The sequence below is a fragment of the Singulisphaera chitinilytica genome (genome assembly GCF_049331405.1).
Classification (GTDB): Bacteria; Planctomycetota; Planctomycetia; order Isosphaerales; family Isosphaeraceae; genus PoT.
Window position 1 is genome coordinate 8,562,121 of the sequence record NZ_CP186274.1, and the last position, 24,905, is coordinate 8,587,025.

The 24,905-nt window shown below is 63.2% G+C and carries 25 protein-coding genes; 16 read left to right on the forward strand and 9 right to left on the reverse strand.

The annotated features are described in order from the left end of the window. Positions 1 to 112: 112 nt before the first annotated feature. Together ACOYYX_RS33440 and ACOYYX_RS33445 are read left to right on the forward strand one after the other, a co-directional pair. Positions 113 to 1,195: a carbohydrate-binding family 9-like protein gene (locus ACOYYX_RS33440; RefSeq protein ID WP_422926994.1), complete on the forward strand. Its 1,083-nt coding sequence runs from the start codon at positions 113 to 115 to the stop codon at positions 1,193 to 1,195. Between the two features lie 271 nt (positions 1,196 to 1,466). Further along, positions 1,467 to 2,465 carry an aldo/keto reductase gene (locus ACOYYX_RS33445; RefSeq protein ID WP_422926995.1) on the forward strand — a complete coding sequence of 333 codons (999 nt, stop codon included), beginning with the start codon at positions 1,467 to 1,469 and terminating at the stop codon, positions 2,463 to 2,465. Between the two features lie 29 nt (positions 2,466 to 2,494). Here ACOYYX_RS33445 and ACOYYX_RS33450 read toward each other — a convergent pair whose 3' ends face one another. The 3 genes from ACOYYX_RS33450 to ACOYYX_RS33460 form a co-directional block, all read right to left on the reverse strand. Further along, on the reverse strand, positions 2,495 to 3,256 hold the full coding sequence (locus ACOYYX_RS33450) for a heparin lyase I family protein (RefSeq protein ID WP_422926996.1): 762 nt from the start codon (positions 3,254 to 3,256) through the stop codon (positions 2,495 to 2,497). 67 nt (positions 3,257 to 3,323) lie between these two features. Next, the gene (locus tag ACOYYX_RS33455) at positions 3,324 to 5,093 is read right to left on the reverse strand and encodes a pyrroloquinoline quinone-dependent dehydrogenase (protein WP_422926997.1); all 1,770 of its coding nucleotides are present in this window, start codon (positions 5,091 to 5,093) and stop codon (positions 3,324 to 3,326) included. Positions 5,094 to 5,524: 431 nt separating this feature from the next. Beyond that, positions 5,525 to 6,694 carry an ISAs1 family transposase gene (locus tag ACOYYX_RS33460; protein ID WP_422926998.1) on the reverse strand — a complete coding sequence of 390 codons (1,170 nt, stop codon included), beginning with the start codon at positions 6,692 to 6,694 and terminating at the stop codon, positions 5,525 to 5,527. Between the two features lie 253 nt (positions 6,695 to 6,947). Between ACOYYX_RS33460 and ACOYYX_RS33465 the strand changes: the two genes are divergently transcribed. From ACOYYX_RS33465 to ACOYYX_RS33475, 3 genes are all read left to right on the forward strand, one after another. Beyond that, positions 6,948 to 7,670: a hypothetical protein gene (locus ACOYYX_RS33465; RefSeq protein ID WP_422926999.1), complete on the forward strand. Its 723-nt coding sequence runs from the start codon at positions 6,948 to 6,950 to the stop codon at positions 7,668 to 7,670. Between the two features lie 665 nt (positions 7,671 to 8,335). Beyond that, positions 8,336 to 9,586 carry a hypothetical protein gene (locus ACOYYX_RS33470; protein ID WP_422927000.1) on the forward strand — a complete coding sequence of 417 codons (1,251 nt, stop codon included), beginning with the start codon at positions 8,336 to 8,338 and terminating at the stop codon, positions 9,584 to 9,586. A 217-nt stretch (positions 9,587 to 9,803) separates the two neighbouring features. Next, positions 9,804 to 10,775, forward strand: a complete 972-nt coding sequence (locus ACOYYX_RS33475) for a DUF2314 domain-containing protein (protein ID WP_422927001.1) — start codon at positions 9,804 to 9,806, stop codon at positions 10,773 to 10,775. A gap of 720 nt (positions 10,776 to 11,495) precedes the next feature. Here ACOYYX_RS33475 and ACOYYX_RS33480 read toward each other — a convergent pair. The 3 genes from ACOYYX_RS33480 to ACOYYX_RS33490 form a co-directional block, all read right to left on the reverse strand. Beyond that, positions 11,496 to 11,657: a hypothetical protein gene (locus ACOYYX_RS33480; protein WP_422927002.1), complete on the reverse strand. Its 162-nt coding sequence runs from the start codon at positions 11,655 to 11,657 to the stop codon at positions 11,496 to 11,498. 200 nt (positions 11,658 to 11,857) lie between these two features. Beyond that, complete coding sequence (locus ACOYYX_RS33485; RefSeq protein ID WP_422927003.1) at positions 11,858 to 12,796, reverse strand: hypothetical protein; 939 nt, start codon at positions 12,794 to 12,796, stop codon at positions 11,858 to 11,860. A 115-nt stretch (positions 12,797 to 12,911) separates the two neighbouring features. Then, positions 12,912 to 13,103 carry a hypothetical protein gene (locus ACOYYX_RS33490; RefSeq protein WP_422927004.1) on the reverse strand — a complete coding sequence of 64 codons (192 nt, stop codon included), beginning with the start codon at positions 13,101 to 13,103 and terminating at the stop codon, positions 12,912 to 12,914. A gap of 294 nt (positions 13,104 to 13,397) precedes the next feature. Here ACOYYX_RS33490 and ACOYYX_RS33495 point away from each other — a divergent pair, with 294 nt between their 5' ends. Together ACOYYX_RS33495 and ACOYYX_RS33500 are read left to right on the forward strand one after the other, a co-directional pair. Next, positions 13,398 to 14,012: a hypothetical protein gene (locus tag ACOYYX_RS33495; protein ID WP_422927005.1), complete on the forward strand. Its 615-nt coding sequence runs from the start codon at positions 13,398 to 13,400 to the stop codon at positions 14,010 to 14,012. Positions 14,013 to 14,133: 121 nt separating this feature from the next. Next, positions 14,134 to 14,730, forward strand: a complete 597-nt coding sequence (locus ACOYYX_RS33500; protein WP_422927006.1) for a hypothetical protein — start codon at positions 14,134 to 14,136, stop codon at positions 14,728 to 14,730. Positions 14,731 to 14,803: 73 nt separating this feature from the next. Here ACOYYX_RS33500 and ACOYYX_RS33505 read toward each other — a convergent pair whose 3' ends face one another. Beyond that, a complete protein-coding gene (locus tag ACOYYX_RS33505; protein ID WP_422927007.1) occupies positions 14,804 to 17,059 on the reverse strand; it encodes a sigma-70 family RNA polymerase sigma factor in 2,256 nt (751 codons plus the stop codon). Positions 17,060 to 17,545: 486 nt separating this feature from the next. Here ACOYYX_RS33505 and ACOYYX_RS33510 point away from each other — a divergent pair, with 486 nt between their 5' ends. Together ACOYYX_RS33510 and ACOYYX_RS33515 are read left to right on the forward strand one after the other, a co-directional pair. Continuing rightward, positions 17,546 to 18,313, forward strand: a complete 768-nt coding sequence (locus ACOYYX_RS33510) for an exonuclease domain-containing protein (RefSeq protein WP_422927008.1) — start codon at positions 17,546 to 17,548, stop codon at positions 18,311 to 18,313. 52 nt (positions 18,314 to 18,365) lie between these two features. Then, positions 18,366 to 18,638 (forward strand): hypothetical protein, encoded by a 273-nt coding sequence (locus ACOYYX_RS33515; protein ID WP_422927009.1) that lies wholly within the window; start codon positions 18,366 to 18,368, stop codon positions 18,636 to 18,638. Positions 18,639 to 18,968: 330 nt separating this feature from the next. Here the strand turns inward: ACOYYX_RS33515 and ACOYYX_RS33520 are convergent, their stop codons facing one another. Further along, positions 18,969 to 19,418, reverse strand: a complete 450-nt coding sequence (locus ACOYYX_RS33520; RefSeq protein ID WP_422927010.1) for a hypothetical protein — start codon at positions 19,416 to 19,418, stop codon at positions 18,969 to 18,971. A gap of 147 nt (positions 19,419 to 19,565) precedes the next feature. Beyond that, positions 19,566 to 20,549: a DUF1559 domain-containing protein gene (locus tag ACOYYX_RS33525; protein ID WP_422927011.1), complete on the reverse strand. Its 984-nt coding sequence runs from the start codon at positions 20,547 to 20,549 to the stop codon at positions 19,566 to 19,568. A gap of 1,079 nt (positions 20,550 to 21,628) precedes the next feature. Between ACOYYX_RS33525 and ACOYYX_RS33530 the strand changes: the two genes are divergently transcribed. The 7 genes from ACOYYX_RS33530 to ACOYYX_RS33560 all read left to right on the forward strand — a co-directional run bounded on the left by ACOYYX_RS33530 (position 21,629) and on the right by ACOYYX_RS33560 (position 24,894). Further along, positions 21,629 to 21,823: a hypothetical protein gene (locus ACOYYX_RS33530; RefSeq protein ID WP_422927012.1), complete on the forward strand. Its 195-nt coding sequence runs from the start codon at positions 21,629 to 21,631 to the stop codon at positions 21,821 to 21,823. A gap of 37 nt (positions 21,824 to 21,860) precedes the next feature. Next, complete coding sequence (locus ACOYYX_RS33535) at positions 21,861 to 22,577, forward strand: hypothetical protein (RefSeq protein WP_422927013.1); 717 nt, start codon at positions 21,861 to 21,863, stop codon at positions 22,575 to 22,577. A gap of 23 nt (positions 22,578 to 22,600) precedes the next feature. Next, complete coding sequence (locus tag ACOYYX_RS33540; RefSeq protein ID WP_422927014.1) at positions 22,601 to 22,906, forward strand: hypothetical protein; 306 nt, start codon at positions 22,601 to 22,603, stop codon at positions 22,904 to 22,906. 5 nt (positions 22,907 to 22,911) lie between these two features. Next, positions 22,912 to 23,388: a hypothetical protein gene (locus ACOYYX_RS33545; protein WP_422927015.1), complete on the forward strand. Its 477-nt coding sequence runs from the start codon at positions 22,912 to 22,914 to the stop codon at positions 23,386 to 23,388. Between the two features lie 38 nt (positions 23,389 to 23,426). After that, the gene (locus ACOYYX_RS33550) at positions 23,427 to 24,143 is read left to right on the forward strand and encodes a hypothetical protein (RefSeq protein WP_422927016.1); all 717 of its coding nucleotides are present in this window, start codon (positions 23,427 to 23,429) and stop codon (positions 24,141 to 24,143) included. 74 nt (positions 24,144 to 24,217) lie between these two features. Then, complete coding sequence (locus ACOYYX_RS33555) at positions 24,218 to 24,730, forward strand: hypothetical protein (RefSeq protein ID WP_422927017.1); 513 nt, start codon at positions 24,218 to 24,220, stop codon at positions 24,728 to 24,730. Positions 24,731 to 24,735: 5 nt separating this feature from the next. Continuing rightward, a complete protein-coding gene (locus ACOYYX_RS33560; protein ID WP_422927018.1) occupies positions 24,736 to 24,894 on the forward strand; it encodes a hypothetical protein in 159 nt (52 codons plus the stop codon). Positions 24,895 to 24,905: the final 11 nt, after the last annotated feature.

A 24,905-nucleotide genomic window follows, 5' to 3' on the forward strand; every position in this document is an offset into this window, starting at 1 on the left:
CAGCATGCCCAGGCCCGATCTCTCGGCAGGCCTCCCATATCCCGCTCCCCCACGCGTCGACCTAAGCTTCCGGGTTTCGTTGCGTCCCACCCATTCGAGAGAAATTCCCCCTATGAGCATGAGCCAAATCAGGGCCTTATCGTGCGCCCGCCGGGCGACTCTCTGTCTCTTCGCCCTCGGCATCACGACCTCGCTCCCCGCGGCCGAGATACCCCGCGGCTATGTCTGCCAGCGCGCGAGCCAACCGATCGTCATCGATGGCAAGCTCGACGACGCCTCGTGGGCCGACGCAGCCTGGACCGAGGAATTCGTCGATATCGAAGGGGACAAGAAGCCTCTCCCCCGCTTCAGGACGCGGGCCAAGATGCTCTGGGACGACCAGTATTTCTACTTCGCCGCGCAACTGGACGAGCCCCACGTCTGGGGCACGCTCAAGGAGCATGACGCCGTCATCTTCCAGGACAACGACTTCGAGATCTTCATCGATCCCGACGGAGACAACCAGGATTACGGCGAGCTCGAGATCAACGCCCTCAATACCGAGTGGGACCTCCGGCTCGTCAAGGCGTATCGCGACGGCGGGCCCGCCGAGAACCAGTACGAGCTCCCCGGCCTGAAGACGGCCGTCCACGTCGACGGCACCCTGAACGACCCGAGCGACACGGATAAGGGCTGGTCCGTCGAATTCGCCATCCCCTGGGCCGCGCTCAAGTCGATCGCCCACCGCGAATGCCCCCCGACCGACGGGGATCAGTGGCGGGTCAACTTCTCCAGGGTCGAGTGGCTGACGCAGATCCTCGACGGCAAGTACGTCAAGGTGCCCAAGCGTCCCGAGGACAACTGGGTCTGGAGCCCGCAAGGCTTCATCGACATGCACCGGCCCGAGCACTGGGGCTTCGTCCAGTTCACCACGCGTCCCCCGGGCGAGGTGGCATTCAAGCCCGACACCTCGCTCCCGATCCGTCAGCGTCTCATGGCGGTCTACCACGCCCAGCGGGCCCACAAGAACGCCCATAAGACCTGGGCCGAGACCCTCGACCAGCTCGGCATCAGCGAGCCCGTCGATGCCAAGACCTCGCCGGTAAAGATCCAGCTCACGCCCGAGGGCTTCCTCGCCGTGATCGAAACACCGAAGGAGCAGGGGAAGGTCACGAAGTGGAGCATCCGCCAGGACTCCCGGCTCTGGGCCGAGTGATCCCTGCCGGCATCCTACCCTCGATGAATCAATCGCGGGCCGTGGCACTCCGCCAGGCCCGCGCTGCTTTCCGAACCCACTTTCAGACCGATCTCACATGATATTTTCTCATTTCCACATTTTCATTTGTTAAATTATTTGGTCGAATCGGATGCATGCCGGCGACCGTGATTGCCTCGTCGTCCCCGAGGGTTCTCCCGACAGGTGCTGGAAGTCGGGCGAGGTATGGACGTATCATCCAGCCCGAGAAACAACCGGAAAGGGGGCGGCTTTGCGACAACGCGAGTTGGGACGAACGGGGATCCGGGTCTCGTCGATCGGCCTCGGATGCTGGGGGATGTCGGGCTCGTACGGCCCGGCCGACGAGTCGGAGTCGATCGCCACGCTGCACAGGGCCCTCGACCTGGGCATCAACTTCATCGACACGGCCGACTCCTACGGCGAGGACGGGCACAATGAGTCGCTCGTCGGCGGGGCGATCGCGAGCCGTCGCGGCGAGTTCGTCCTCGCCACCAAGACGGGCTGGGTGAAGCGGCCAGACCCCGACGGTAACCCGGTCATCGGCGTCGACGGCAGCCCCAAGCGGATCGTCTCGGCCTGCGACGCGAGCCTCGCCCGACTCAAGACCGACGTCATCGACCTCTACTATCTGCACAGGATCGACCCCGACGTCCCCGTCGAGGACTCGATCGGGGCCATGTCCGAGCTTGTCAAGGCGGGCAAGATCCGGTTCCTGGGCCTCTCCGAGGTCGCGGAGTCGACGCTCCGACGCGCCCACGCCGTGCATCCGATCACGGCCCTGCAGTCGGAATTCTCCCTCTGGACCCGCGAGCCCGAGGCCGCGGTCCTGCCGGCCTGCCGCGAGTTGCGGATCAGCTTCGTGCCGTTCAGCCCCCTCGGCCGAGGCTTCTTCACCGGCGCGGTGAAGGGGCGAGAGGTCATCGCCTCGGGGGACTGGCGCGAGGGCAACCCGCGATTCTCCGACGAGAACCTCGCGAAGAACCTCGCCCTCCTGGAACCGCTCGAGGCCATCGCGAAGGCGCACGGGAAGACTCTGGCGCAGGTCGCACTCGCCTGGGTGCTCTCGCGGGGCGAGGACGTCATCCCGATCCCAGGCATGAAGCGTCGCGGCCACCTCGAGGAGAACGTCGGCGCCGTCGACATCGTGCTGACCCCCGCCGAACTCGCGAAGATCGACGCGGCCTTCAGCCCCGGGGCCGCGGCGGGAGACCGGTACACCCCCGAGGTCGCGAAGTGGGCCGGGCGATAATCATCGACTCTAGATCATGGATCTGAGGGTCACTTCGGCTTCGAGGAGGTCGGCTTCATGATGGCGATCTCCTCGAGCGTCGTCGCGCAGAGTATGTCATCGAAATAGATGGTGTCGACCGATTTGCGATGGGGGTCGCGATGAATCCCCGGCTGAGAGAAGTACTCGGTCTGCGGCCCCTTCGTCTGGACCTTCTTGTCCAGCACGACCTCCCCATCCCACCAGAGCTTGGCGTTCCCCCTGGTCGGATCTTCCGACCAGTGGATGTGCATACCCAGTTGATGCCATTCGCCGACCTTGAAATCCGCCTCCCAGTGAACTCCCTTCCGCCCCAGGTTCCCCGTCCCGTACTTGATGAGCGTGCCCGAGCCGTCGGGCTTGGGCTCGACCCACCAGGTCATCACGTTGTTCCAGCCCGGGGGAGGGCTCCCTTCCCAGTAGAAGAAGTTGTCGCGATCCTTGGGCGCCTCTTTCATGCAGAGATAAAACGAGACAAACGTATCATCCCCCTCCTTGACCCTGACCTTCGGCCCATTCGCTTGCACGCGCAGTTGCCTCTTGTTGAAGACGTTATCCTCATGGATCGAGAACCGCCCCGAGTACTTTCCCGAGTGGACGACCTCGGTATCAACCTCGATATGCCCCGGCTTGACCTTCCGGCTGATCCCACTGAACTGGCTGAAGTCGCCCGTTTCGAAATCCCCCTTGAAGAGGATCTCCGCCATCGCCGGGCTGAGTGAGCACAGGGCTCCCGAGACCAGCACCACTCCCAACAGATTGATTCGCCGCATTCCCGGGGTCATAACCAAGGGCCCTCGCGAAGTCGCATCAAGGAATCAACTCACGCAAACTTCCTGGTCAATCCGGTAGTGCGAAGACCACGAAGGCATCGCCCGCCTTCGTCCTCAGCTTCCCGGCCCCGCCCGCGGCGATCACGACATATTGACGCCCATTCACCTGATAGGTGGAAGGCGTCGCATAGCCTCCCGCGGGCAGAGGCGCCTCCCAGATCAATCGTCCCGTCGCCTTATCGAAGGCGTGGAGCCTCTCGTCCTTGGTCCCTGCGATGAAGACGAGGCCCCCGGCCGTCACGATCGATCCGCCGAAGGTCTCCGTCCCCGTCCTGGGAATACCGCGGGCGGTCAACTCGGGATGCTCGCCGAGCGGCACCTGCCAGGCGAACTCCCCCGTGCTGAGGTTGATCGCCGTGAGCAATCCCCAGGGCGGCTTGATCGCGGGATACCCTTCCTGATCCAGGAATTGGACATAGCCCTTGTGCTTGTACGGCCCGAAACTGGGCTTCTCCCCGGTCTCGGACTCGGCGAGCGTGATGATGTTCGGCACGTTGTTCGAGTTGACGTAGAGCAGGCCGGAGGTCGGGTCGAAGGAGGCTCCCGACCAGTTGGCCCCGCCGTGAAATCCGGGGATGACCACCGTCCCCTGGAGGCTCGGCGGGTTGTAGGCCGGCCCGCTCCGAACCTTCTCCAGCCGCTCCAGCACGTACGAGTGATTGGCGGGGGCAATGTCCGTCGCGTTGGCGGCGTCAAACGACTGCGCCGCGATGGGCGGCGGCTTGACGGGCACGGGTTGCGTCTTCGCCGCCCGCTCTCCTGGAACGTCGGAGCCGGGCACGGGCTGATCCTTGATCTCGAAGAGGGGCATCCCCGTCGTTCGATCAAACACGAAGACATAGCCTGTCTTCGTCACCTGGGCCACGGCATCGACTTTCTTCCCGCCGCGCTCGACGCTGACGAGATTCGGATACACCGGCAGGTCGTGGTCCCAGAGGTCGTGGCGAAGCGTCTGGTAATGCCAGACCCGCTTCCCCGTCCTGGCGTCGAGGGCGATCGTGCAGTTCCCGAACAAATTATCGCCGAGCCGATCCCCGCCATAGAAGTCGAACGCCGCGGACCCGAGTCCCGCGAAGACGAGCCCCCGCTCCGCATCAACCGTCAATCCGCCCCAGGCGTTGGCGCCGCCGCGGTCCTTCCACGACTCCCCCTCCCACGTCTGATGACCGAATTCGCCCGGTTGGGGGACGGTGTGGAACCGCCAGAGTTGCTCACCGCTGCGGACGTCGAACGCTCGGATATCCCCCGGCGCCGAGTTGCCCGGCCCCTCATCGCACGAGACGCCGACGATGATCGTGTCCTTCCAGATCGCCACCGCGGAGGTCGGCCCGTACGAGAGGCGTGCGACCTTCGGGTCGAGTTCTTTGCGGAGGTGTCGGACGCCCCCCTCGCCGAACTTCGGGTCGAGCTTCCCCGTCCTGGCGTCGAGCGAGAACAGACGGCCGTCCGAGATCCCGTGGATGATCCGCCGCTCTCCATCGGGTTTCCCGTCAGACCAGTACGCACAGCCTCGATTCACGCCCCCCGACGCCGGCGTATGCTCGTATCGATGAGCCTTCAACGGATCAAACTGCCAGAGTTCCTTCCCCGTCCTGGCGTCAAGGGCCACGAGCCTAAGATAGGCCGTCGTGACATACATCACGCCCGCCACGACGATCGGCGTGCATTCGATCGTCTTCCCCTTACCCCCGACCAGTTCCCCCGTGTGATACGTCCAGACCGGCTTGAGCCGTGCGACGTTCTCGCGATTGATCTGATCGAGCGGCGAGTACCGCATGCACCCCGGATCATTCCCCACGCCCGGCCAGTCCGCGGACTTCGGCGATTGCGCGTCAGCCTGTGCTGCGAATACGGCCAGGCAACAAAATGTCACGACAACGTGGCGCATCGTATTTCCCAGCATATGTCTGAATGGGATCAAACGCCGAATGACGTCAGGCTGGTCGCCGTCCGACGGTCCCAGGAGTGATATCCAACGTCGCAGAGTCGCCCCGTCCATCGCCGGATTGAAGGCGACACCAGGCGAGGGCGGAGCAGGTGAGGCCCGCATTTCGCCCGGGTTTGGCTCCGGCAAGACGCGACAGAGACGACTCTATCAGAGCGGTCGCCAGGAAGCACGCATGAGAATCGTACAGATCGAAGCCTGGAATTTGTCGCGATACGGTGTTGGGTGCGGAGGGGTGGCCGACCGGGCACGGCTAATCACAGTTAGAAGATGCCCAGCGTGGCGAAGAGATCGCTGATGCGGCTGGCATTCCTTCGCATCGCCCCGGCGATGTTGGTGCTCCCCGTCGATCGTATCAAGCCGAGGGCCAGGTTCCGTAACGCCGCAAAGACCTCGGGGCCGAAGCCTTTGCGAATCCGGCTGGCATCTTCTCCCAGGCTCACGTCTCGCACATGGTGCGAGCGGTTCTCGATGGTCCAATGGCCGCGCGACCAGCGCAGGAGTTCCTCGGCACCGGCCATCGAACGCGGCACGCTGGTGATGAAGTGGCGGGTCTCCGTGGTGCGCTTGCCGTCGCGCAGCACGACCGAGTCGATTCGGCCGACCTGGCCCACTCCGGGCCAGTCCAGATAGCCGTTCAGGGCCGTCGTGGCCGTCGACGTGCGACGCTCGGTGCGGCCATGTCCTTTCTCCAAGGTGGTCGCTGTGTCGATGGCCTCAAGCCAGAGCGCCGCTGCCGGGGGGGAAAGAGCCTCTACGGCTCCCGGGGCGAAGGCCGCTCGGATGTCGGCCGGGAGTGCGGGCTGATTGTCCTTGACCACCCAGAGGTAATGGCCGCCGCTGTCGACGATCTGACGGCTCAGGTCGCGTTGACAGAAGATGGCATCGCCGGTGATGAGACGGCCCTCGAGGACCAACCCCGAGAGGAGCTGGAGGGCGGCCTTATGCTCATTCGTCTTGTCCTTGGCGCCGTCGGGCACCTTGGCCTGGGCCACGGTCAGCCCGGATCGGTGGGCGACCAGCGAGAGCAGATGAACGGCTTTGTTCAGGCCATCGAAGCTGCCGCGAACCGACTTACCGTCCAGGGCGAAGGGGGCAAGGAGGCCTTCGTCCTCCGCGGGGATTTGGCCGAGCAGGGCCTCGGCCCAGCGGGTCAAGGCCGCCTCCAGTGCGGCCGGCGAGAGGGCCATGAGGACCTTGCGAATGCCGCCGGACTTGGGAGGACGCCTAGTGAATCCGAGGCGATGCATGAACGCGATGTCCTGGTCGTGGGCCCATTGGCCGATGGCGGCATAACTGCGGGAGCCACACATGATGGCGCAGCAGGCCAAGGCGAGGCCGGCCGATAGGGGATGCTGGCGGCCGTGTCGACTGCGAGGGTCGAGGACCTCATCGAGGAAATGGAGCAAGCCGAGATTTGAGGGTGCGTCCATGCCAAGGATCTCGAAAGGGGTCGTTCTAAGCCGAAGACGCTTCTCTAACCTCCCCACAATGAATCCGTCAATAGCCCTGGCCGACCGGGCGACTTGAGTCGTCAAGCGATCTCAGTTTTAATACGTGCCAAAGCTGTTGGGATCATGCCATCCGTCAGCCTGATTCGTCCCAGGCTGGTGATGTAATCGTGGTCAAGAATCGGACATGAGTGAAAGTCTTCAGTCCGTCACTGCCTTGTTGATGATCGTCGGCATGTTTGCGAGCGTTTTCGTCTTCTCCAGCGACCGGCCCAGTTGGGGCGCCATTGCGGGGTGCGTCGCGCTGGTGATCGGGAGCTTCGGGTTGCTCCTCTGGTCGATCCTGCGTCGCGACAAAGCGCCGGATTATCTCAGAAAGCTCCCGGGACGGCCCTTCGAGCGCGACGGGCTATGCTTCACGAACTACGCCGGCCCGTCGAATGGGCGTTGCTATCTCGATGTGTACTTCCAGAGTCGATACGACCAACCCAGCAAGGCGATGATCTCGCTCCAGCCATCCAAGGGCTTCTTCCTCAATCGAGGAGACTTGTCGAGCATGACCGTGCAGGTCGAATGCCCGGCGGCGGGCTTCGGAGTCACCAGGATCCCCTGGCCAGTCGGGAAGAAGTTCCAGGGCAAGAAGCAAGCCCTCGACGTCGGTGCAGACGTCTTCTACCCCGAGGGCCGCGGGACGATGGTCCGCTATCGCGGAGGCCTCCACGTGGGACGTGCCGGCTTCGACACCTGGAAAGTGATTCAGACTGTCGCCGGAGCCCTGGGCGGGATGATCGTTTATAGCAAGCCCGCCCGCATCAAGCTGCGTCTCCCCTGCGACGTCGAAGAGTCCGTCGGCGACGATCTCCCGATCTCCACCGTCATCATCTGGAAGCAAGGCGATGCACCGGGAGACCTCTCGTCCCTCCTGAGAATGGCGAAGCCTCTGTCGTCAAGAACTTAACGGCCCGCCGCGTTGCTCGCGACCGAATGCCATAGTTTCACGCTCATGCCAACGGCAGATCGACGACCTCCCCGAGCCGGCCGAGCGATACGCGGCGCCTAGGACTTCCAGGGCCTTCGCCGCTTGCAAGGGCGGGGACTCACCATCGCCGCCAACTTCGACGACGTCCACGAATAGTCCGATGTCGTCATTCCGCTTGGCCGGAGATACAAAAGAATATATATACTTTTATATTTAAAAATAAGTTATTATTCGCAAATTATTTTTTATATTGTCTCGAGAATTGAAGTATGGATTTCGGTAAAACTTCAGTCAACTTTATGATAACTTTATATATTATCAGAATCACTTCTGTTGAAGAAACGAATTTTTAGCACACGTTCTTTATATTGATCCAGACAACCCCATTCAATTCGACTGGCATCACCGAAAATATTCTTCATATCGCGTCAATCCTCTCAAAGTTACTCCCTGGAGCCTTTTCGAGACTCGCCAACCAATCGTTTGTCGCTCCACCGGCACATTCGAAGCCACTCACTCATCTCTGGCGTAGGTCATGACGATCAAAAAAGCTGACCGTCACGGATTTTTGGGGATGGGTGGCGGCATGCTGACGTGAGCTGAAAAAGCGGCCATGATCCACGGTACTCGGAAGGAGGTGGATCATGGCCGACGGGACCGTGGCGCGGTCCTCGCGAGCGCACCGTACCATCTGCTTGCCCATCTCGGAAGGGGCCTACTCCCGGGCCGTCGCCGACCCGGCCGCGTTCCGCGGGCTCCTCGACGATCGCTTTCGCATGAACCCCGATCTCTTCCCCCGGGGCTTCGCCCGAGGCTATGCGTTGAAGGACAGGCGGATCTCGACCAAGCAAGGGACGCCGATCCGGCGCATCCTCCTGCGCGACGGCGTCGCCTACAGCGTCCGGCCCTCATTCCTCATGCCCTACATGGCCGGCCGCGTCGACGTAGTCCAGGGCCCTCTGTTCCTCCGCAAGTTCGGCGTCCCCTGCTGGGCACTGGCCCGCGTCTTCGGTCGAGACCCGATGTGCTGGCATCGCCTCGAGTGCTCCCCGGGCCGCTCGAGCCTCGCGGGGACGACCGCGCGCCGGGTCGCGATCCCGGGGCACCTCCTGGCCGACGAGCACCACCAGACCATCGACGGCCTGAAGGTCTACATCGCCACCACCGTCGCCGCGGGCTGTGTCCTGGGCGCCGAGCCCGCGGCGTCGGCCGGCGCCGCCGAGTTGACGACCGCCTACGGCGCCTTCAAGGACGAGGCACTCGACGTCGATCCGGGATATGCCCCGAGGACGGTCAGCGTCGACGGCTGGGCCGCGACGCATCAGGCGTGGCTGGCCCTGTTCCCGATGGCCGTGCTGCTCCGCTGCTTCCTGCACGGCTGGCTGGGCATCCGCAGCCGCGGCAAGCTCAGCGAGTCGTTCCGCGAGTTGTCGACGCGGGTCTGGGAATCGTACCGGGCCCCGTCCCGCGGGGGCTTCGCGCAGCGGCTGCGGCGGCTCCGCGAGTGGTCCGGGCGGCGCGGGATGTCGGCGCGGCTGCTCGAGCGTGTCGAGGCGATGTGCGGCCGCTCGCGGGAATATGCCGTGGCGTACTCGCATCCCGGCGGCCACCGGACGAGCAACATGCTGGACCGGCTGATGCGCGGGATGAACCGCTACTTCGACCGCGGCCGGCACCTGCACGGCTCGGCCGCGGCCTGCCGGCTCCACTGCCGGGCCTGGGCTTTGCTGGCGAACTACGCCCCCTGGCACCCCGCGGTGGCGCGAGCCAACGAGGGATGGCGTTGCCCCGCCGAGCGGCTCAACCGCCATCGCTACCACGACGACTGGCTGCAGAACCTGCTCGTCTCCGCCTCCCTCGGAGGCTACCACTCATCCAGCCCCCAAAATTCGTGACGGTCAGCAAAAAAGAGTCTTGAGGAACTCGCACGCAAGCTATTGGCCTCATCGGCCGGGTGAAGATGCGAGGGTTCTGCCGACTTGATGCTGTTTCGACTCACGCTGAAGCTGGATATTGCGGCCGTTCGGGAAATTGTGGGCTCGGACGCAGCCAGGGTCGACGTGCCCCTTAGGGCCGGAGATCTCGGGCAGAGAATCGCCGGGGAGATGACAGATGAGCTGGATCGCTGCTGGGGTCGCCTTGGCCGTTGTCTGCAGCCTCGCCTACAGGAAGACTCGCAGGCCGCGTAGGAAGGTGGGGCGGATGCTCGCGTTCGTCGCCTTATTGCGTGAGCCAATGGCGCTCGATCCTGCCGTCCTGGCCAGGGTTGCAGGCAAGTTATGGGATGCGGATCTCGGGGATGGCAGTTCGGAAGGCGTCGATGGTTTCGTCGTCTGCAACGAAGCCGTGAACATGATCAAGCACGAGAGCCGCTTTTTCATGATCAACAACTTCGCGATCCCCTACGTGCCCGACGTCGAGGCAAGCGCGGAAGGCATCAAGGACATGCGAATCAAGTTCCTCTTCCTCGAACACCGAGCCTGGTTTTCCTGCGACGCCCTTGGCGTTGACGCCGAGACGTCGGAGGACGAATTGCTCGACCTTTGCCAGCGACTGGGGAAGCTCTTCGCGGAATTCCTGGACGAGAACTGCCTGCTGATTTACCTGCCGGATATCAACCACTGCTATCCCATTAACAAGGATACGATCCAGGCCTTGTGCTCCGATAACCCCATGAGTGCCTTGCGCCAGACGATGACGGAGCCCATCATCGCCGTCCACGGCGACGATAAGTTGATGGTCCAAGCGGTGGAAAATGCTCGTCGCAACTGGCCGCAGTTCGTCGCGGCCTTCGAAGCCAACGCCGGCGCGAATTTCTCCATCAAGTCGCCCATCACATATCGGGACAACACCGAGTACATCTGGATCGCCGTGACCGCCATCGAAGGCGAACGCATCTACGGGACCCTCGCCAACGAACCTGGCAACCTTGGCTCGTTGAGAATCGGCTCGAACGTGGTCGTCCCTGTCGAGGATCTCAACGATTGGTGTTACCTCAACTCCCGAGGTGAGTTCACGGGCGGCTTCACCCTCAACGCCGTAGCCAACGCGGCCCAGCGCAAAGGGAAAAGGCGGGCATCGTAATCCTCTAGATATCGACACCGCCCGACGATACGCGGCGAGGCACCACATCTGCTGCCTCGCCGCGGCCAATATCTCTCGCCCCACTCTCCATTTCCCTTGCAGGATTCAGCAATCCACTCTGCGAGCGTCTGGCTCGATCCCCTTCCACGCCTGGATTCGCCGAACCAATTACAACGTGACATGCGAACCCGAGCGCGATCCAGTAATGATCGGTTTGCTTGAAGGTTCGGGGAGGGCGTTGCATGCCGGTCGGTAGGAACGCAGATCAAGCGTTCGTTTTGGTAGGAATGGGCGATGAGGGACTCGAACCCCCGACATCCTGCGTGTAAAGCGACCCGAAACGACGCCAGTAATAGTTGCAAACTCCTTGGCCGCAACATCCTACATCGCCTGAACTCATTTGCAAACCCTCTACTACCGGCGCGCTATTTCCTGCAGGATTGCAGTATTCCGCCGAGGGCAATCCGGTAGTGATCCGGTAGTCCGATCTGGGGATGCCGAGACCGCCAGCCGACGCTTTTGCTCGGGCGGCGTATGGAACCCCCTGATCCTTCGAGACGTCAAAGCGAAGATGACAGGCGCCGAGCCGAATAGGCTGATGACGGTCGATGTTCCTTGGGTCATGATGGCCATGGTTCGAATTCGGATCGCGGCCGATGTCGGGAGGTGTCGGGCTATGGAACGCATCCCATCCGAGAAGCCGAGGGCGAGGATACGAACTCAGTTCACCATCGCCAGGCTCAGTGTCGCGACGCTCGCCGTTGGCCTGGTGTTCGGGACCGGACTGCCGTGGCAGATCACGGCCTCGATCTCGACCGGGTTACTCGTCGTGCTCTTCGTCTCCGGACTTTCCCCATGGGACAAAGTCTCGATCCTCTTCACCGCCTGCCTCTTCGGATGCTGGTTGATGCCACCTATCACCACAAATTGCGGACGCGGCCGAGCGTCATTAGGTCCGGCGACCTCGCCGCCAGCGACCTCTACCCCCACGCCGAGTCCATCGGCTCGATGAATACTGCTGGCCCTGGAATCTGGTGATGGCCCGTATGCAGGATGCTTGATCGTATCCTCCAGCTCGACCCTCACGAGAGTCGGTAGCCCAGTCCCTTGCAACGCCTGCACTCATAATCGAACTGGCCTGGCTCGCACGAGGGGCATGGCCTCCAACGCTCGGGATCTGGGATGCTCAGGAACTCGCCGAGCCGCTCGACGAACCGGCCCCGGATGCCGGGCTCGGCCATGAACTCGCGGTGCAGCTCGCGGAGGTCCTCGAGTCGGGGCTCGGCCTTCTGGTAGGCGACGACGTCGCGGGCGAGCACCTCCCGGTTCCGCTCTCCCAGGCCCGACCAGATCGGCATGGCCCTGGCCTCGGCCTCCACCTTCTCACGCCAGGCGGCCCGCGAGAGCTTCTGCTCGACCGCGTGGACCGTGATGCGTCCCTGGCGGATCTCCTCGCGGTCCTCCTCGCTGGCATGCCTGGCGACACGCCGCACCTTCTCGACCTCGCGGGCCGAGGTGCCCAGCACCTTCGCGGTTCGTTCGGACGAGCGGTTCCGCTTCGCCCGAGGCTGCCCCGGCTCCAGCTTGGCCCGGGTGCCGCCCATCTTGCTCCGCTCGTCGTGCCGCTCGATGTACCTCAGCAGCTCGGCGTCGGTGAGGTTGCGGCGGACCCTCTGGTTGTCGACCGCCCAGCGTCGTGCGGCCGCCTCGTCCGGGAACTCGATCCGGCAGACGAGGACGTCGACCCCCGCCGCCTTGGCCGCCGCCAGGCGGGTATGGCCGTCGATCACGACGTTGCCCCATGCCGTGATGGGATGGGATGCCTGGAAGCCGACCCGCTTCATGGACTCGGTGATGAGGCCGAGGACCCGAGGCCCGATGGGGTACAGGCCGGCGAAGGGCTCGCGGACCTCCAGCGAGTCGGGGCTCACGGCCTCTTTCGTGAACCGGCTCCACCAGTCGCCGGGCTCGAGTGTGGGGACGGAGGTGCCTTCGCCCCGGGCGTGCGTGGACATCGGCATGCGGACTCTCCTGCCGTGCGGGTTGGCGAGATCGGGTTGCGGTGGGGATGCCCCTGGAAATCCAAGAGCGCCGATCGGCGCTCTTGGGTCTGGAAGCTGATTCAGCTCGCGAGCTTCATCGCTCGGGTGCAGGCTTCGTGAAACCGTGCTTCTCTGCCGCTTCGACCAAGGATTGGTCAATCAGGTCCGTGACCTTGAGGCGGCGGAACTTAGCGAACTCCAGAACCCAGGCATGCCAATCGAGTGACCCCCGGATCGCGAAACCGGCGGAACCGGATTCGGGTTTGTCGGCTTTCTTCCGGGCCATCTTCCGTACTCGCTCGATTGTAGCAGCCATACCGTCCCTTTGCCTGCCTGCGGATTGTAGCAAACGGATATCGCAAACCATAGAAGAATACGCCAGGGCAAGCCTAATAGCAACACATTGCTAGCAAAAATGTAGCGATTTGTATTTTTGAGAAACAGAGTATTGACGATTTGCTAGCAAACTGTATTATGTAGCCATCGAAACGAGGCATCTGGAAACACGAAGGGCCAGGAGCGTGGTTCAGACGCTCCTGGCCCAGACGAAAGCCCCAAACGATCAAGAAAGGAACCTTCAATGACGATCATGACCCGCACTCGCCCGGTGGTCAAGCCGACCCGCGTTGCCCCTCGCCGCGAAGCTGCCTTCGGCGAGGGCCTTGAGGATCAGCCGGGCCTCTCCTGCCCGATCGACCAACGCCCGCTGCCGACCATCCAGGGCGTCGGGCTGACCGGCGAGGAGTCGAGGCGGGTGAACGGTGCCAGGAACCGGGCGTTCGCCGAATACGCCAGGTCCTGCCCCGAGGCCACGCTGCCCGAGTGCGACGTGGTTGCCCGCAAGGCCGCCCACGACGAGTTAAGAAGGCTCCTGAAGGAGCGTCCCGCCGCCCCGGCCCTGGCTCCTGTCGTCGAGGTCGAGCCCGAGGTTGCGGTCGAGCCTGTTCCGGTCGTCTCCCCTCGACACACTTCGATCCCTATTCCGAAGTTCGCACGCCGCCCCAACCACGATCGTGGCGATGAACTCTGGTGGAGCCAGGTCCGCGACGCCGAGGACCGTGGCATCACCCTCGACGGCGGGGACGACCTCGAGGACGCGATGACGATGTCGGAATGGCTCGAGTCCGCCGCCCCCTGCAACCTCGGCGACTTCGAACACGCCCAGAGCCAGTACCTCAGCCACGTCGAGGCCTGACACTTCCCCGAGGGCGGGCCACCCGGCCCGCCCTCCCGTCACGATCCAGGCCCGCAGCCTCGGGCCACGCCCATCGTCCGCACACAGCTCAGGATCGCACTCATACACCAGGAGTCTCCCCATGCAACGCATCTCCCGCCGCGAAGCTCTCCGATCCATCGGCTCGACCGTCGCCGTAGTCTCGACCCCGCCCGGCATGGACCTGGCCCTCGGGTGCCGCGATGCCGAGGCCGAGGCATTCACGCTGGCCCGCCGCTACCAGGATGCGGAGCGTGCCCGCAAGCGTCACTTCCAGTCATGGAAGGTGGAGGGGCCTCGGCTGGTGGAAGCCTGGGAGGCGGCGGACGCCGAGGGCAGGGACGAGGAGGCGGAGGCGATCGACTCGAAGATACGGGCGGCCGAGTCATGGGGCGATGAGCTGACCGATCGGCTGACCGAGGCCACGGTCGAGATGGCGATGTGCATCCTGCGTGCGAACCGGAGGATCGGCGATGGCGAGGGCCTCGAGGACCTGTGGGACCTGGCCCCGTTCGAGCCGTGCGGCCTGCTCCTGGGCACGACGATGTACGTCGTGCTGGCCCAGGACGAGGGCGAGCCCCTCGACCGCGTGAGCAACCTCAGGCTGATCCATTTCGACATTGCGAGCACGCCCACGGTCGAGGGCCCATCGACGAGGAAGCGGGCGAGCCAGCGGGCAAGGCAACAGGTCTCTGCCTGATCGTTCGATACGCCTACACTGAGTGTTCCGTTCCAAGAGCGCCGATCGGCGCTCTTGGATTCGATGCGATTGATCATTTGGTCTTTAGGACATGCCGGATCACGAGGTCGGTCTGGCCCGTCTCGCCTTCGGCATAGGCTTCCGATCTCGGATCTTCGATCAAGCCCAAGACCTTGTACCTACCTATCGGCACGGGGCCGATGCGGAACGACCCGTCTGGTTGGGTGTGAGTGATCCTGGCCGGTCTTGGCTGCTCACTAAGCCGGCCAGCGGCATTCAGGGGCTCCAGCCAACCGACGGCGGAATTCGCGGATGGTTTCCCGTCGGGCCCGATCACCCTGCCGGAAATGTAACCTCCGGCAGGTGCCGTGATGTTGAGTTCCACGGGGTTCTCGCGGTTCGCCCTTGCCGAGACCCAGGACATGGCTTGGTCGTTCGACTCGGCTATGACTTTCCACTCGCCGGGCGAGAGATTAGCGACGCGGAATCGGCCCTCGCCATCGGTGGAGATATTTGATCGAAAGTCATTCGTGGGCCTCGACTCCATCCGCACCCACGCGTCGGCCAAGGGACGCCCGGCGTCGTCCCGCACGGTCCCCATGATCGTGCAACCGAGACGCAGCGTGAAATCCACATCGGATCGCGGCTGCTCGTTGCGATTGAAGTGGTATTCAGCCTTTTCGTATCGGGGGTGGGTGGCGAGTAAGTGCATTATGAGGCGACCATCTTGGGCCAACGGGGGGATGCCGCGGAAGGCGAACCGGCCCTCATCGTCCGAGCGGACCTTCAGGCTAATTGCATTACCCTCCGAAGGCCCCCCATCCGTCGAGCCGTAGCGGACGATCGCCGTCCTCGCGATCCAGAGGTCGAGCTCGACGCCAGCGATGGGCTTATCCGCCGCGTCGACGACCCTCCCCATGCAGGGTTTTTGTTTTGAAAGTTTGTAAGTGTATCGATCTTCCGCGTGAACCTCGTCCGTGAGGAAGATGGCCTCGGTGAGACCGTAGCCTTTCGCTTCGAAGAAGATCTTCGCGAATGGAGTACGCGACCTCTTGAAGTGGAGAGTGAATTGGCCCGCCTGGTCGCTGCGGGCGATCGCCCCCCAGGTCGAAACTACAGCCTCGGGGATCGGCTTCCCTCTGTCGTCCAGGACTCGGCCCCGAAGCGTCTTCGTCGCCTCTGCCTGCCGAGAGAGGTCATCTCGCATCTCGACTCGATGGAGGTCATCCTGGCGGCCGATGTGGTCATGCGATGCTCGGCAGATCAGATTCCTCGTGTCGGCTGGCTTGCCGGTCAACTCCCTGGCCAACACATCCATCCGACTGACGAAAGATGGCTCGGATACGCGACGGACCAAGTATTCCCAATGTTCCGTACGTTGCAGGACGCGTGGCCGGAAGAAAGACGTGATCTGATCGACGAGTTCCGGCGTCGGCTCATCGCGACCGATCTTCCTGATGAGCGCTTCGATATCGTCGCGGGAAGGGCCAGTCAGTTCGCCCGGGAGATCTTCAACGTCCTCCTCCTGGGCCTTGGCTTCGTCGACGCGAACATCTCGTGGTGCCACGGCGGCGATTTCCCGGATCGGGCTAGCCTTCGGCGGGCCTCCCAGTACCCAGGTCATCCCGACCGCGAGCGTCGTGGCCACGGCAATGAATGAAACCGCGACGATTTTGAGCTTGCTGACCGCTATCGCGCGAATGATCCTCTCGGCCACCGCTTCCAGGGTCGCTCTTCTGTTGAATGGCCGGGCGATCAAGGATGTAGACTCTGCCAGGGCTGCGGGCACGGCGATCGGCGATCCGAAGCTCAGGCTCGATGTCAGGCCTCCACGACTCCATTGAGCTCGAAGCCTATCACGACCGCGAGACAGGCGACTCTTGATCGTGCCGACGGGGCATCCCAGGCGACGTGCAGCCTCGTCGCACGAGAGGCCCTCGAGCTCACACAAGACGATCGGGTCTCGATACCGCTCGGGCAGGCGGGCAACGATTTCGTGGACGGCATCGATGATCTCATCGCGGCCTTCCGATATCGAAGGCCTCGCGGCGGCCCCTTCGCGCTTCTTTCGGCGGGCCGCCGCCGCATGGATATCGCGTGCGGCCCGCAGGCACACACCGTGGAGGTAGCTCGCCACGGACTCTCGATTGCGGATCGCCCCGGCCTTTCGAGCCAGCACCAAGAACGTGGCCTGGAATGCATCGTCCGCGTCATTGGGATCGGCCAGCACACCACGGCAAACTCGCAGGACCATCGGCCCATGGCGTTTCACGAGTAGTGCGAAGGCGAGTTCGGCGGCCTCGTCGCGTTGGCCCAGGAAACGGTCCAAGAGCCGGCCATCCGAGAGATTGGAGGCGGATCCGTCCTCGAAAATCGTGCGGATATCCGCCAAGATCGATGAGCTTGAAGGGTTCATTCAGCCGGGCTCCTATGGACGGTAATGTCCAGAGTAGCCGTACAGGGGCCGCGATTCGTTCCAACTTTCTGGAGATTTCTGCCTGTCTTATCCAGTTCGGTTGCCAATTGGCTTGATTGTCCAGACGAGCGGCCAGACATGAGAGTCATGGGCTCGCGGCGTCTCGTCTCGACTGAAGACTCCCCAAATGCATCCCCGGTTCGTCGATGTCAGGTGCCTCGCATCAGGTTAGAGAATTGGTTCAACTCAGGACCGCCGATCAGCGTTCCTGATTTGACGATGAAGGCGATGCCGCAGTCTGTAACGTCGGAAACCATCCCTCGCCCGGGTAATAAGCCGACAGAAGTCCCGCCCGAGCGCCGAAACCTCTCAAGAGGGCAATGCCACTCGGGAGGGACCATGCTCAAGAATATCATCCTGGAACGCCCGCTGGCCGTCTTCGACCTCGAGACCACCGGGACCGACACGAAGCTCGACCGCATCATCGAGATCAGCGTCCTGAAGCTCCTGCCCGGCGGCGGCTCCGACCACAGGACCAGGCGGGTGAACCCGGGCGTCCCCATCCCGCCAGAGTCCACCGCCGTCCACGGCATCTCCGACGACGACGTGGCCGACTCCCCAACCTTCCGGGCCATCGCCCCGGGCCTGACCAAGTTCCTCGACGGCTGCGACCTCTGCGGGTTCAACATCCTCAAGTACGACCTCCGACTGCTCGCCGCCGAGTACAACCGGGCCCAGCTCGATTTCCCCGTCGCGGGCCGGAAGGTCATCGACGCCTGCCACATCTTCCACCAGAACGAGCGTCGCGACCTGACGGCCGCCTACAAGTTCTATTGCGGCCTGGACCACGAGGGGGCCCACGGTGCCGAGGCGGACGTGCTGGCGACCCTGGCCATCCTCGACGCCCAGGTCGCCAGGTACGAGGACCTGCCGAGGTCGGTGCAGGGCCTGCACGACTACTGCTCGGACCCGAAGGCGTTGGACCTGAGCGGGATGTTCGGGCGTTGCGACGAGGGGACGATCGTCTTCATCAAGGGCAAATACAAGGGCCGGTCGCTCGACGACATCGCCAGGACCAAGCCGGACTACTTGGAGTGGATGCTCCGGGACGACTACTTCGACGACACGAAGGCCCTCGCCTCGGAGGCCCTACGCCGGGCCGGCTGAGTCGGTCGCGTGCGGAAGGTCGACGACGCCTCCCGAGGATTGGGGACACCGCATGGAAGCCGATGGGACGAAGGGCGAGAAGGCGGGCCGATGCCGCCTCACGCTCACGATTAACGGGGCTGACTACGCCGTGCGGCCCATCGCCTCGGAGATGGACGACGTCAGCCGTGCCTTCCGCCTTAGCCACGACGGCGACACCTACGACGTGGCCCAGACCATCCACGGGCCGACGTGCGATTGTCCCGATTTCATCTTCCGGCGTGAGTGGTTGGACCCGCGAGGCTGCCTGCACATCAGGGCGATGAAGGCGGTGGGGATGCTGTAGGGTACGAGGTCGCCAGGCATGAACCGGAATCTAAGAGCGCCGATCGGCGCTCTTAGATTTTTCGCGATGGAGGCTCGAATGCGAAGCGGTTCAGTCAAGCCCAGGCGGATTCGCCGGTCTCGGCTTGCCGATCCGGTTGAGGGCCTGCCGGGCCTTCTCACGAAGGCCGGCGTTCTTCGGTAATCGGTCCGGCCTAATATCCCGCCATCGCCGACGACAATTCGGTGTTCTGCAGGAAGGCATGGGAAGCGGCGTGCCCGCCATCTCGGGTACGCACATGCCGATCAGCTTGTTTCACCCGGCCGCCAGGTCGACGGGTGATGGTAGTGATCACGGGGTAGGAGGATCGGGCATCCCTGAACCAGGCCCAAGGTCTTTAAGCCATTGCTTAATCGCCTTGGTGCTTTGCCCGTCGACCGTCTCGTAATCGGAATCAAGGGCGATTGCAGAGAAATAGAAGAACCCTTGCATCGAGCAATCAGGAACGGTGTTGTGACCCGCCCATGATGCCCACGTCAATCCTGCGTTGATCGTTGCATCAAACGTTATGTTGGTGTGCGCGCTATCGTCCTGGGCCCGCAGGGCGACATGGGCGAGATCGCCACCCCAGAAAATATAATTGACGGTGCCGCTGGCTTCGATATTGTCGCCGACTTTCCATCCATTCTGATTGATCACCGGACTGGAGATCTCCATCGTATAGTCGGCTCTGGCGGTGCCTGTAAGCCATAGACAGAATCCGAGCGCGAAGCTTGATGAAAGCCTTTTGTGCCGCCGCATGCCGCAAATCTCCTCGTAGAAAATCAGAAATGCTCACTCTAGAACCACGGAGTTCGGTCAGCGGCCCTGCCGCTGACGAGTGGAGGACAATGACACGAGGCACTGTCCCTTCACATTGCGTGAATGTGATTCGAACGAATGTTCCCGTCAGAAATCCCCGGTGACGGCTTCATTGCCGTTCCGGGTGCCGATCGCCCGCCAGATACTCGCCGTGATACCGTCCGAGATCCGGCTGACATGGCCGTCGGCGAAGAGGGCGTTGACGCCGCCGGAATGGAAGCTCCCGACGGAGAAAGGGCTGATCTGGTAAACGCTGCTAGTGCTGCATCCGTAGTTGTTAATGCTTCCCGCGTGATTATAGAGCGTCTTGGCAAACGTCCCATGCAGCCAATCGTCCCCCCTGGGGAATGGCTGTGGTTCGAGCATCCGAGTATTGAGGCCCCGGCAGCGACTCAGAAATCGCTCGTATTCCTCGGCATTCGTGACCTTGTCGCGGATCTCGTAGATCGCCTGTCGCGGATCACCCTTCGACCGATACAAAGATGGCCGCAGGAACCACTCGGACATGGCGACGGTCCGGCTCAAACCGTCGGTGATGTCCTGCGGGCGGACCGGGGTGCTCTCCGAATGCGAGATCACGCCGTTATTGCACACGTGCCACGGATCTTTGTCGCAATAACCGACGCCCTGGTTGCCGGGATAGTTGGTGCTGGCGGGATGTTTCGGCGACGGCGCATCCGACGGGCAGAGGAACACCGAGAGCGATGTCCTGCCGGCCGTGAAGTTCGGGGACGACTTGAGGTCCGAGGACGATGCGAATTCTCTTTGGAGGAAATCCTGAGAATCTACCGAGAAATTGATCGCGTCATATAGGGACTTCTGCTCGAGGTACGGCAGGATCGCCACGTGGGCGGAAAACCCGTGATTGTGATTCCCCGGCGGCAGCGTCCCGAAGCTTGAGGCATACCCGTGCAACGCCAATCCTAGTTGCTTGAGGTTGTTCTCGCATTGGATCCGCCGGGCCGACTCTCGCACCGCCTGGACGGCGGGCAGCAATAGCGCGATCAAAAGGCCGATGATGGCGATCGTGACTAACACCTCGATAAGCGTCAGGCCACGGCGATTTGTCATGCTACGAGATCGACGAGAGCCACGCGTCCGAAGAATCCGGCAACGCTGGAAATCGGTACCATTAACTTCCATGTATGACGAGTTAATTACTATCAATGTATTGCTCATTTCGAGAAAGGTTCTTGATAGTACTTGAGCGATGAAATCGGGACGGCCGTTTAAAATAACGAGATTGAGCGAGGACACAACCCAAGAACTAGGATATTCGTTGAAACTTAATATTCCGGCCTGGTGTTGCCCCGAAAACCTAGGAAAAGCACGCAATCCACATGAGATTGCATCTGATATGTCCCCATCAAGTGCCAAGTGTATTCGAGACGCCTGATTCCTGGGTTCCTGGTTCAGCTCGACTCGGAACAGTGACTCAGGAGGGCAGCCGAAGACTGAGTATCCTTCCAAAGGATGCCGTGCTTTTGAAAATTAGGGGCTTTCCGAGCCGCTTCGATCGAGGCGGCTCTCGTCGCTCTCTGTTCTGTCACAACAACCTAGGGAAGTGACAAGATACGCCATCCAGGGAAACTGTCCCGGTGGCCCGCTTGAGTGCGAAGATGGGCCGCGTAGAGGGGCCTCGCCGTCCGTACGAGGAAGAGATCGTGCCGAGCTGGGGCGAGCCGGGATGCCGGACGTTCCACGTCCACCATGGCCGGGGCGATTCCGCCGTGTTCATCCTATACGAGGTATGTGCCGCCACGCGGCCCTGGATGCCCACTTCGGCACCCCACACTTCAAGGTGATCGGCGAGGTGCTGGCCGATCACCTTGGTGAAGGTGTGGCCTATCTCGAGTCCGGTAGTGGCGGTGACGCCCGAGCGGACGGAAATCTCCAATAGGGTTTGGCGTGCCGACAAAAGATCGCCACGCACCTTCGCTCGCTCGATCTCGGATCGGATGCGTGACCCAAGAGCGCCGATCGGCGCTCTTGGGATATCTCATAGGCTGCGCGGTAATTCCGAATATCAAAAGCGCTTGCAGAATATGAAATTCTGAAATTGGTTATGGCATTGAATTTCGATGGCTGGTTATACTGTGATTACGTACACGCAACCGGGGCCTTTGCACTGATGGCGGCGAGGGGTTTACATGGCTGCGACCACGGCTGGGAGACGCAGGCCGGCCATCGAGAGTCGGATCCAACTCCGGTCGGAAGATGTCTTCCGCGAATGGTTGTTCGGTTTCGCCAGGTTCCGGCGGTCGACGGTGACGGCCATCGTGCATGAGGCGGTCGTCGCGTTGGCGAAGGCCGAGGGATACGGGCCAGAGGCTCCCCGCCGTTGACGGGCCCACACATCGCATTCGTTCGGGAGGTTATCGGATGTCGGGAACAGCGGTAGTACCTCAGCCACTCTCGATGGTCATCAACGGCGAGAGGCTGTACCGGGGCATTACGCATTGCACGAGATGCAATCAGCCTCACGAGGTCTTCGCCTGGGATGAGCCGCAATCGCCGGTGCTGCAGGACGTCAGCCGGCGGCCGGGCCGCCGCACGTCGGATCGTTGCTCCTGGTGCATCGTCAACGACCTCGTCTCGCAAGTCCCCTGCATGGAAGTCCCGATCCTGAGCGATCGCGACATCGTGCTTGCCGAGCGTGAGACGTTCCTCAGCAGGAAATCGTCGATCGGCAACATGATGGCCGAGGCCCTCGCCAAGCTGGCCAAGTCCCTCGGGCCGGATGATCGACTGTTCGACCTGGGCAGGCTCCGCGTCAGCCGGAATGTCCATCGCATCGGCGTCGGTGCCGAGGCGGTGCGAGAGCTGGTGTTCCGCCACGCACGCGGGGACTTCGGCGAGGAGGGCATGTTCGACCGGATCGAGGTCGACGCGGAGAGCGAGTACTACCCGATGGCGAGGAGTCGCGGAGTCGCCAACCGCGTGGCGATCGCCCGCAAGGATGGCCTCGTCGCGTCGCGGTACCGGGCCGAGTCTCCGCTGGCCAAGAGGGGCGAGCAGGTCCAGGTCGTCACCGCACCCGGCAGGCCGACCTGGACGTTCGTGGGCGCGATCCCGGCGGACCTGCCCAAGGCGATCTGACCGGGCGAAGGGAGTAGTCAGCGATGGAAGCGAAACCGAGCCGATTCGAGGCGGACGCCGCACGCCGCCAGCAGTCCCTGTCGATGGTGCACGCGATCCTCGCCAACCCCTCCAACGCGGCGGAGATCATCAACCCTCCGCCGCCGGCTCCTCCGCCCCCGCCGCCGGGCCCGAGCGACGCGGAACGCCGATGGGCGATGTTCATGTCCCGGCAGCTCGGCCCCGATCCGTGTAGGGGCGAGCGGCTCCGGTCGACGCTGGAGCATTTCAGGTCGGAGGGCGTCAACATCGGGCCAGACTCGATGTGGGGCCATCTGCTCAAGGGCTAATGCTCATGGACTTCGACTTCTACCATCTTTCCGAACAGCAACGACGACGTGCCGACTGGCGTCCCGGCGAGCCCCTCGACTTCGGCAGATACGGCGTCTGGCACATGCCTCGCGTCGAGGTGGTGACGGGCACGCTGGTCAGCCATGCCGGTTCCTTCTGCCATCCCGAGTACCTCATCAACGGGCATCCCGCCCCGGCGTACTCCGACCTTGTCGAAGCGATGGTCGAGGGCTGCGACTCGTTCAAGGCCGGCATGGCCGTCGTCCATTTCGTCCTCGGCCACAACTACGACCTCGACGCGGACGAGTTCGCGAGCCTCGTCATCCACGGCATCGCCAGCATGCCCCGGGCGGGGCGGGCGGCGACGCTGGCACGCATGCCCGAGGTCGCCTACTCCGGGCCGGTGAACGCCGCCGCCAGGCTCATCAAGTCCTACCCCCGATTCAACCCGGAGGGCACTGGGGTGCTCATCCACAACTGATCGAGATGTTGCCCGTTTCAAGACGGAGAGGCTTCAGCATGGGACAGACCGCAACGCGACTGACGGACGCCGAGATCCTCGGCCTGGTGGAGCAGAACGATCGCCGCCTCGCGATGGGCGGCAAGCGGGTCGCCGGGGTCCACAGCAAGCGACGCCGCTCGGCTTCCATCTTCGGCGAGGAGCACGGAGTCTCCGGGAAGAAGATCGAGCGGACGCGATACGTCGTGGACTACGCGACCGAGGAGACCAAGCGGGGCGTCCGCTCCGGTGCCCTGACGATCTACAGGGCGATGGTCCTGACCGAGGTGGAACGCACTCGCCCTGCGGCCGCCAGCACCTCGCCAGTCGGGGCACTGCAACCCGCCGGCACGACCGGCGACTCGGCCGGGGCACGTTCGCCCCTGCATTCGCAGGCCATTGCGGCGATGGCCGCCGCCGTCCCGGTCATCCGTCCCGCATCTCGGCCCTTCCGGCTCGACGAGCTGCCCGAGGAGGCCAAGGCCGAACTGAACAAGATGCTCGGCCCGATGAAGCAGATCCGGCCCGACGCCGAGGAGATGACCCGGGCCAAGCGTCGCATCGAGGCAAGCCTCAGGCCGATGTGCCTGGCCGACGCCGTGGCACCGGCCGGGGCCTCGCCCGCCGCACCGAAGGCCGCTCCGCAAGCCGATCGCGTCGTCCTCTTCGAGGGCACTGGCAACGACGGCGAGCGTTGCCGCCTCGTGCTGGAACGCATCCCCGATCCGAATGCGTGAACGCGGCCCACCTCCCTCGGACCCGGAATCCAAGAGCGCCGATCGGCGCTCTTACCCTACGCACTGGATGAATCATGACGACCGAAGCCCTGGAAGCGAATCCCGAAATCGCAGCCGAGCAAGCGAGCCATACCCCTGAACGTGCCCCGCTCACGGAGGAGGCCAGGCGTTTGCCCACGTGGCAACCGGGCATCCCGATGAAGCTCTGCGACGGATCGGTCTGGCACTTCCCCAAGCCCCGGATGAGGTTCCCGCTCGGCGTCGACTCCGAGGGTAGGTTCAGCCTGACCGCAAGGGGGGCGGTGGTCCGCCTCGGGCCGACGATCGACGATGCCATCGACGCCGCCCTCGAGGCCGAGAACGACCGGGAGTCGCTCGAGGCCGCCGCGACGATGGCGGTGCTCTGCCTGCTCGCCTCGTACCACGTCGAGGACGACGAGCTCGAGCGGCTGTTCTGGTACGAGCCGGACGACCAGGCCAACCTCGACATCTGGCTCAACATCCTCGCCTTCGCCGGGGGCTATCAGAGGGACGAGGAGGGCCAACCCGTCCCAAAAGGCGGACCTACAGCCGCTGGCTCCGAATGAGCCTCATGGCCAACGGCCTGGACCCCGACGCGATGACGGTGGAGGACGCGAACGAGGCGGCGGAATTCCTCGTCTACGCGGGCCGGACGATACATCCGTCGAAGTGGGTCGACTTCATGATCTGGGAAGCGGAAGAGGCGAAGCTGGAAAGCATTAGCTTTTAGGTGAGGGCAGG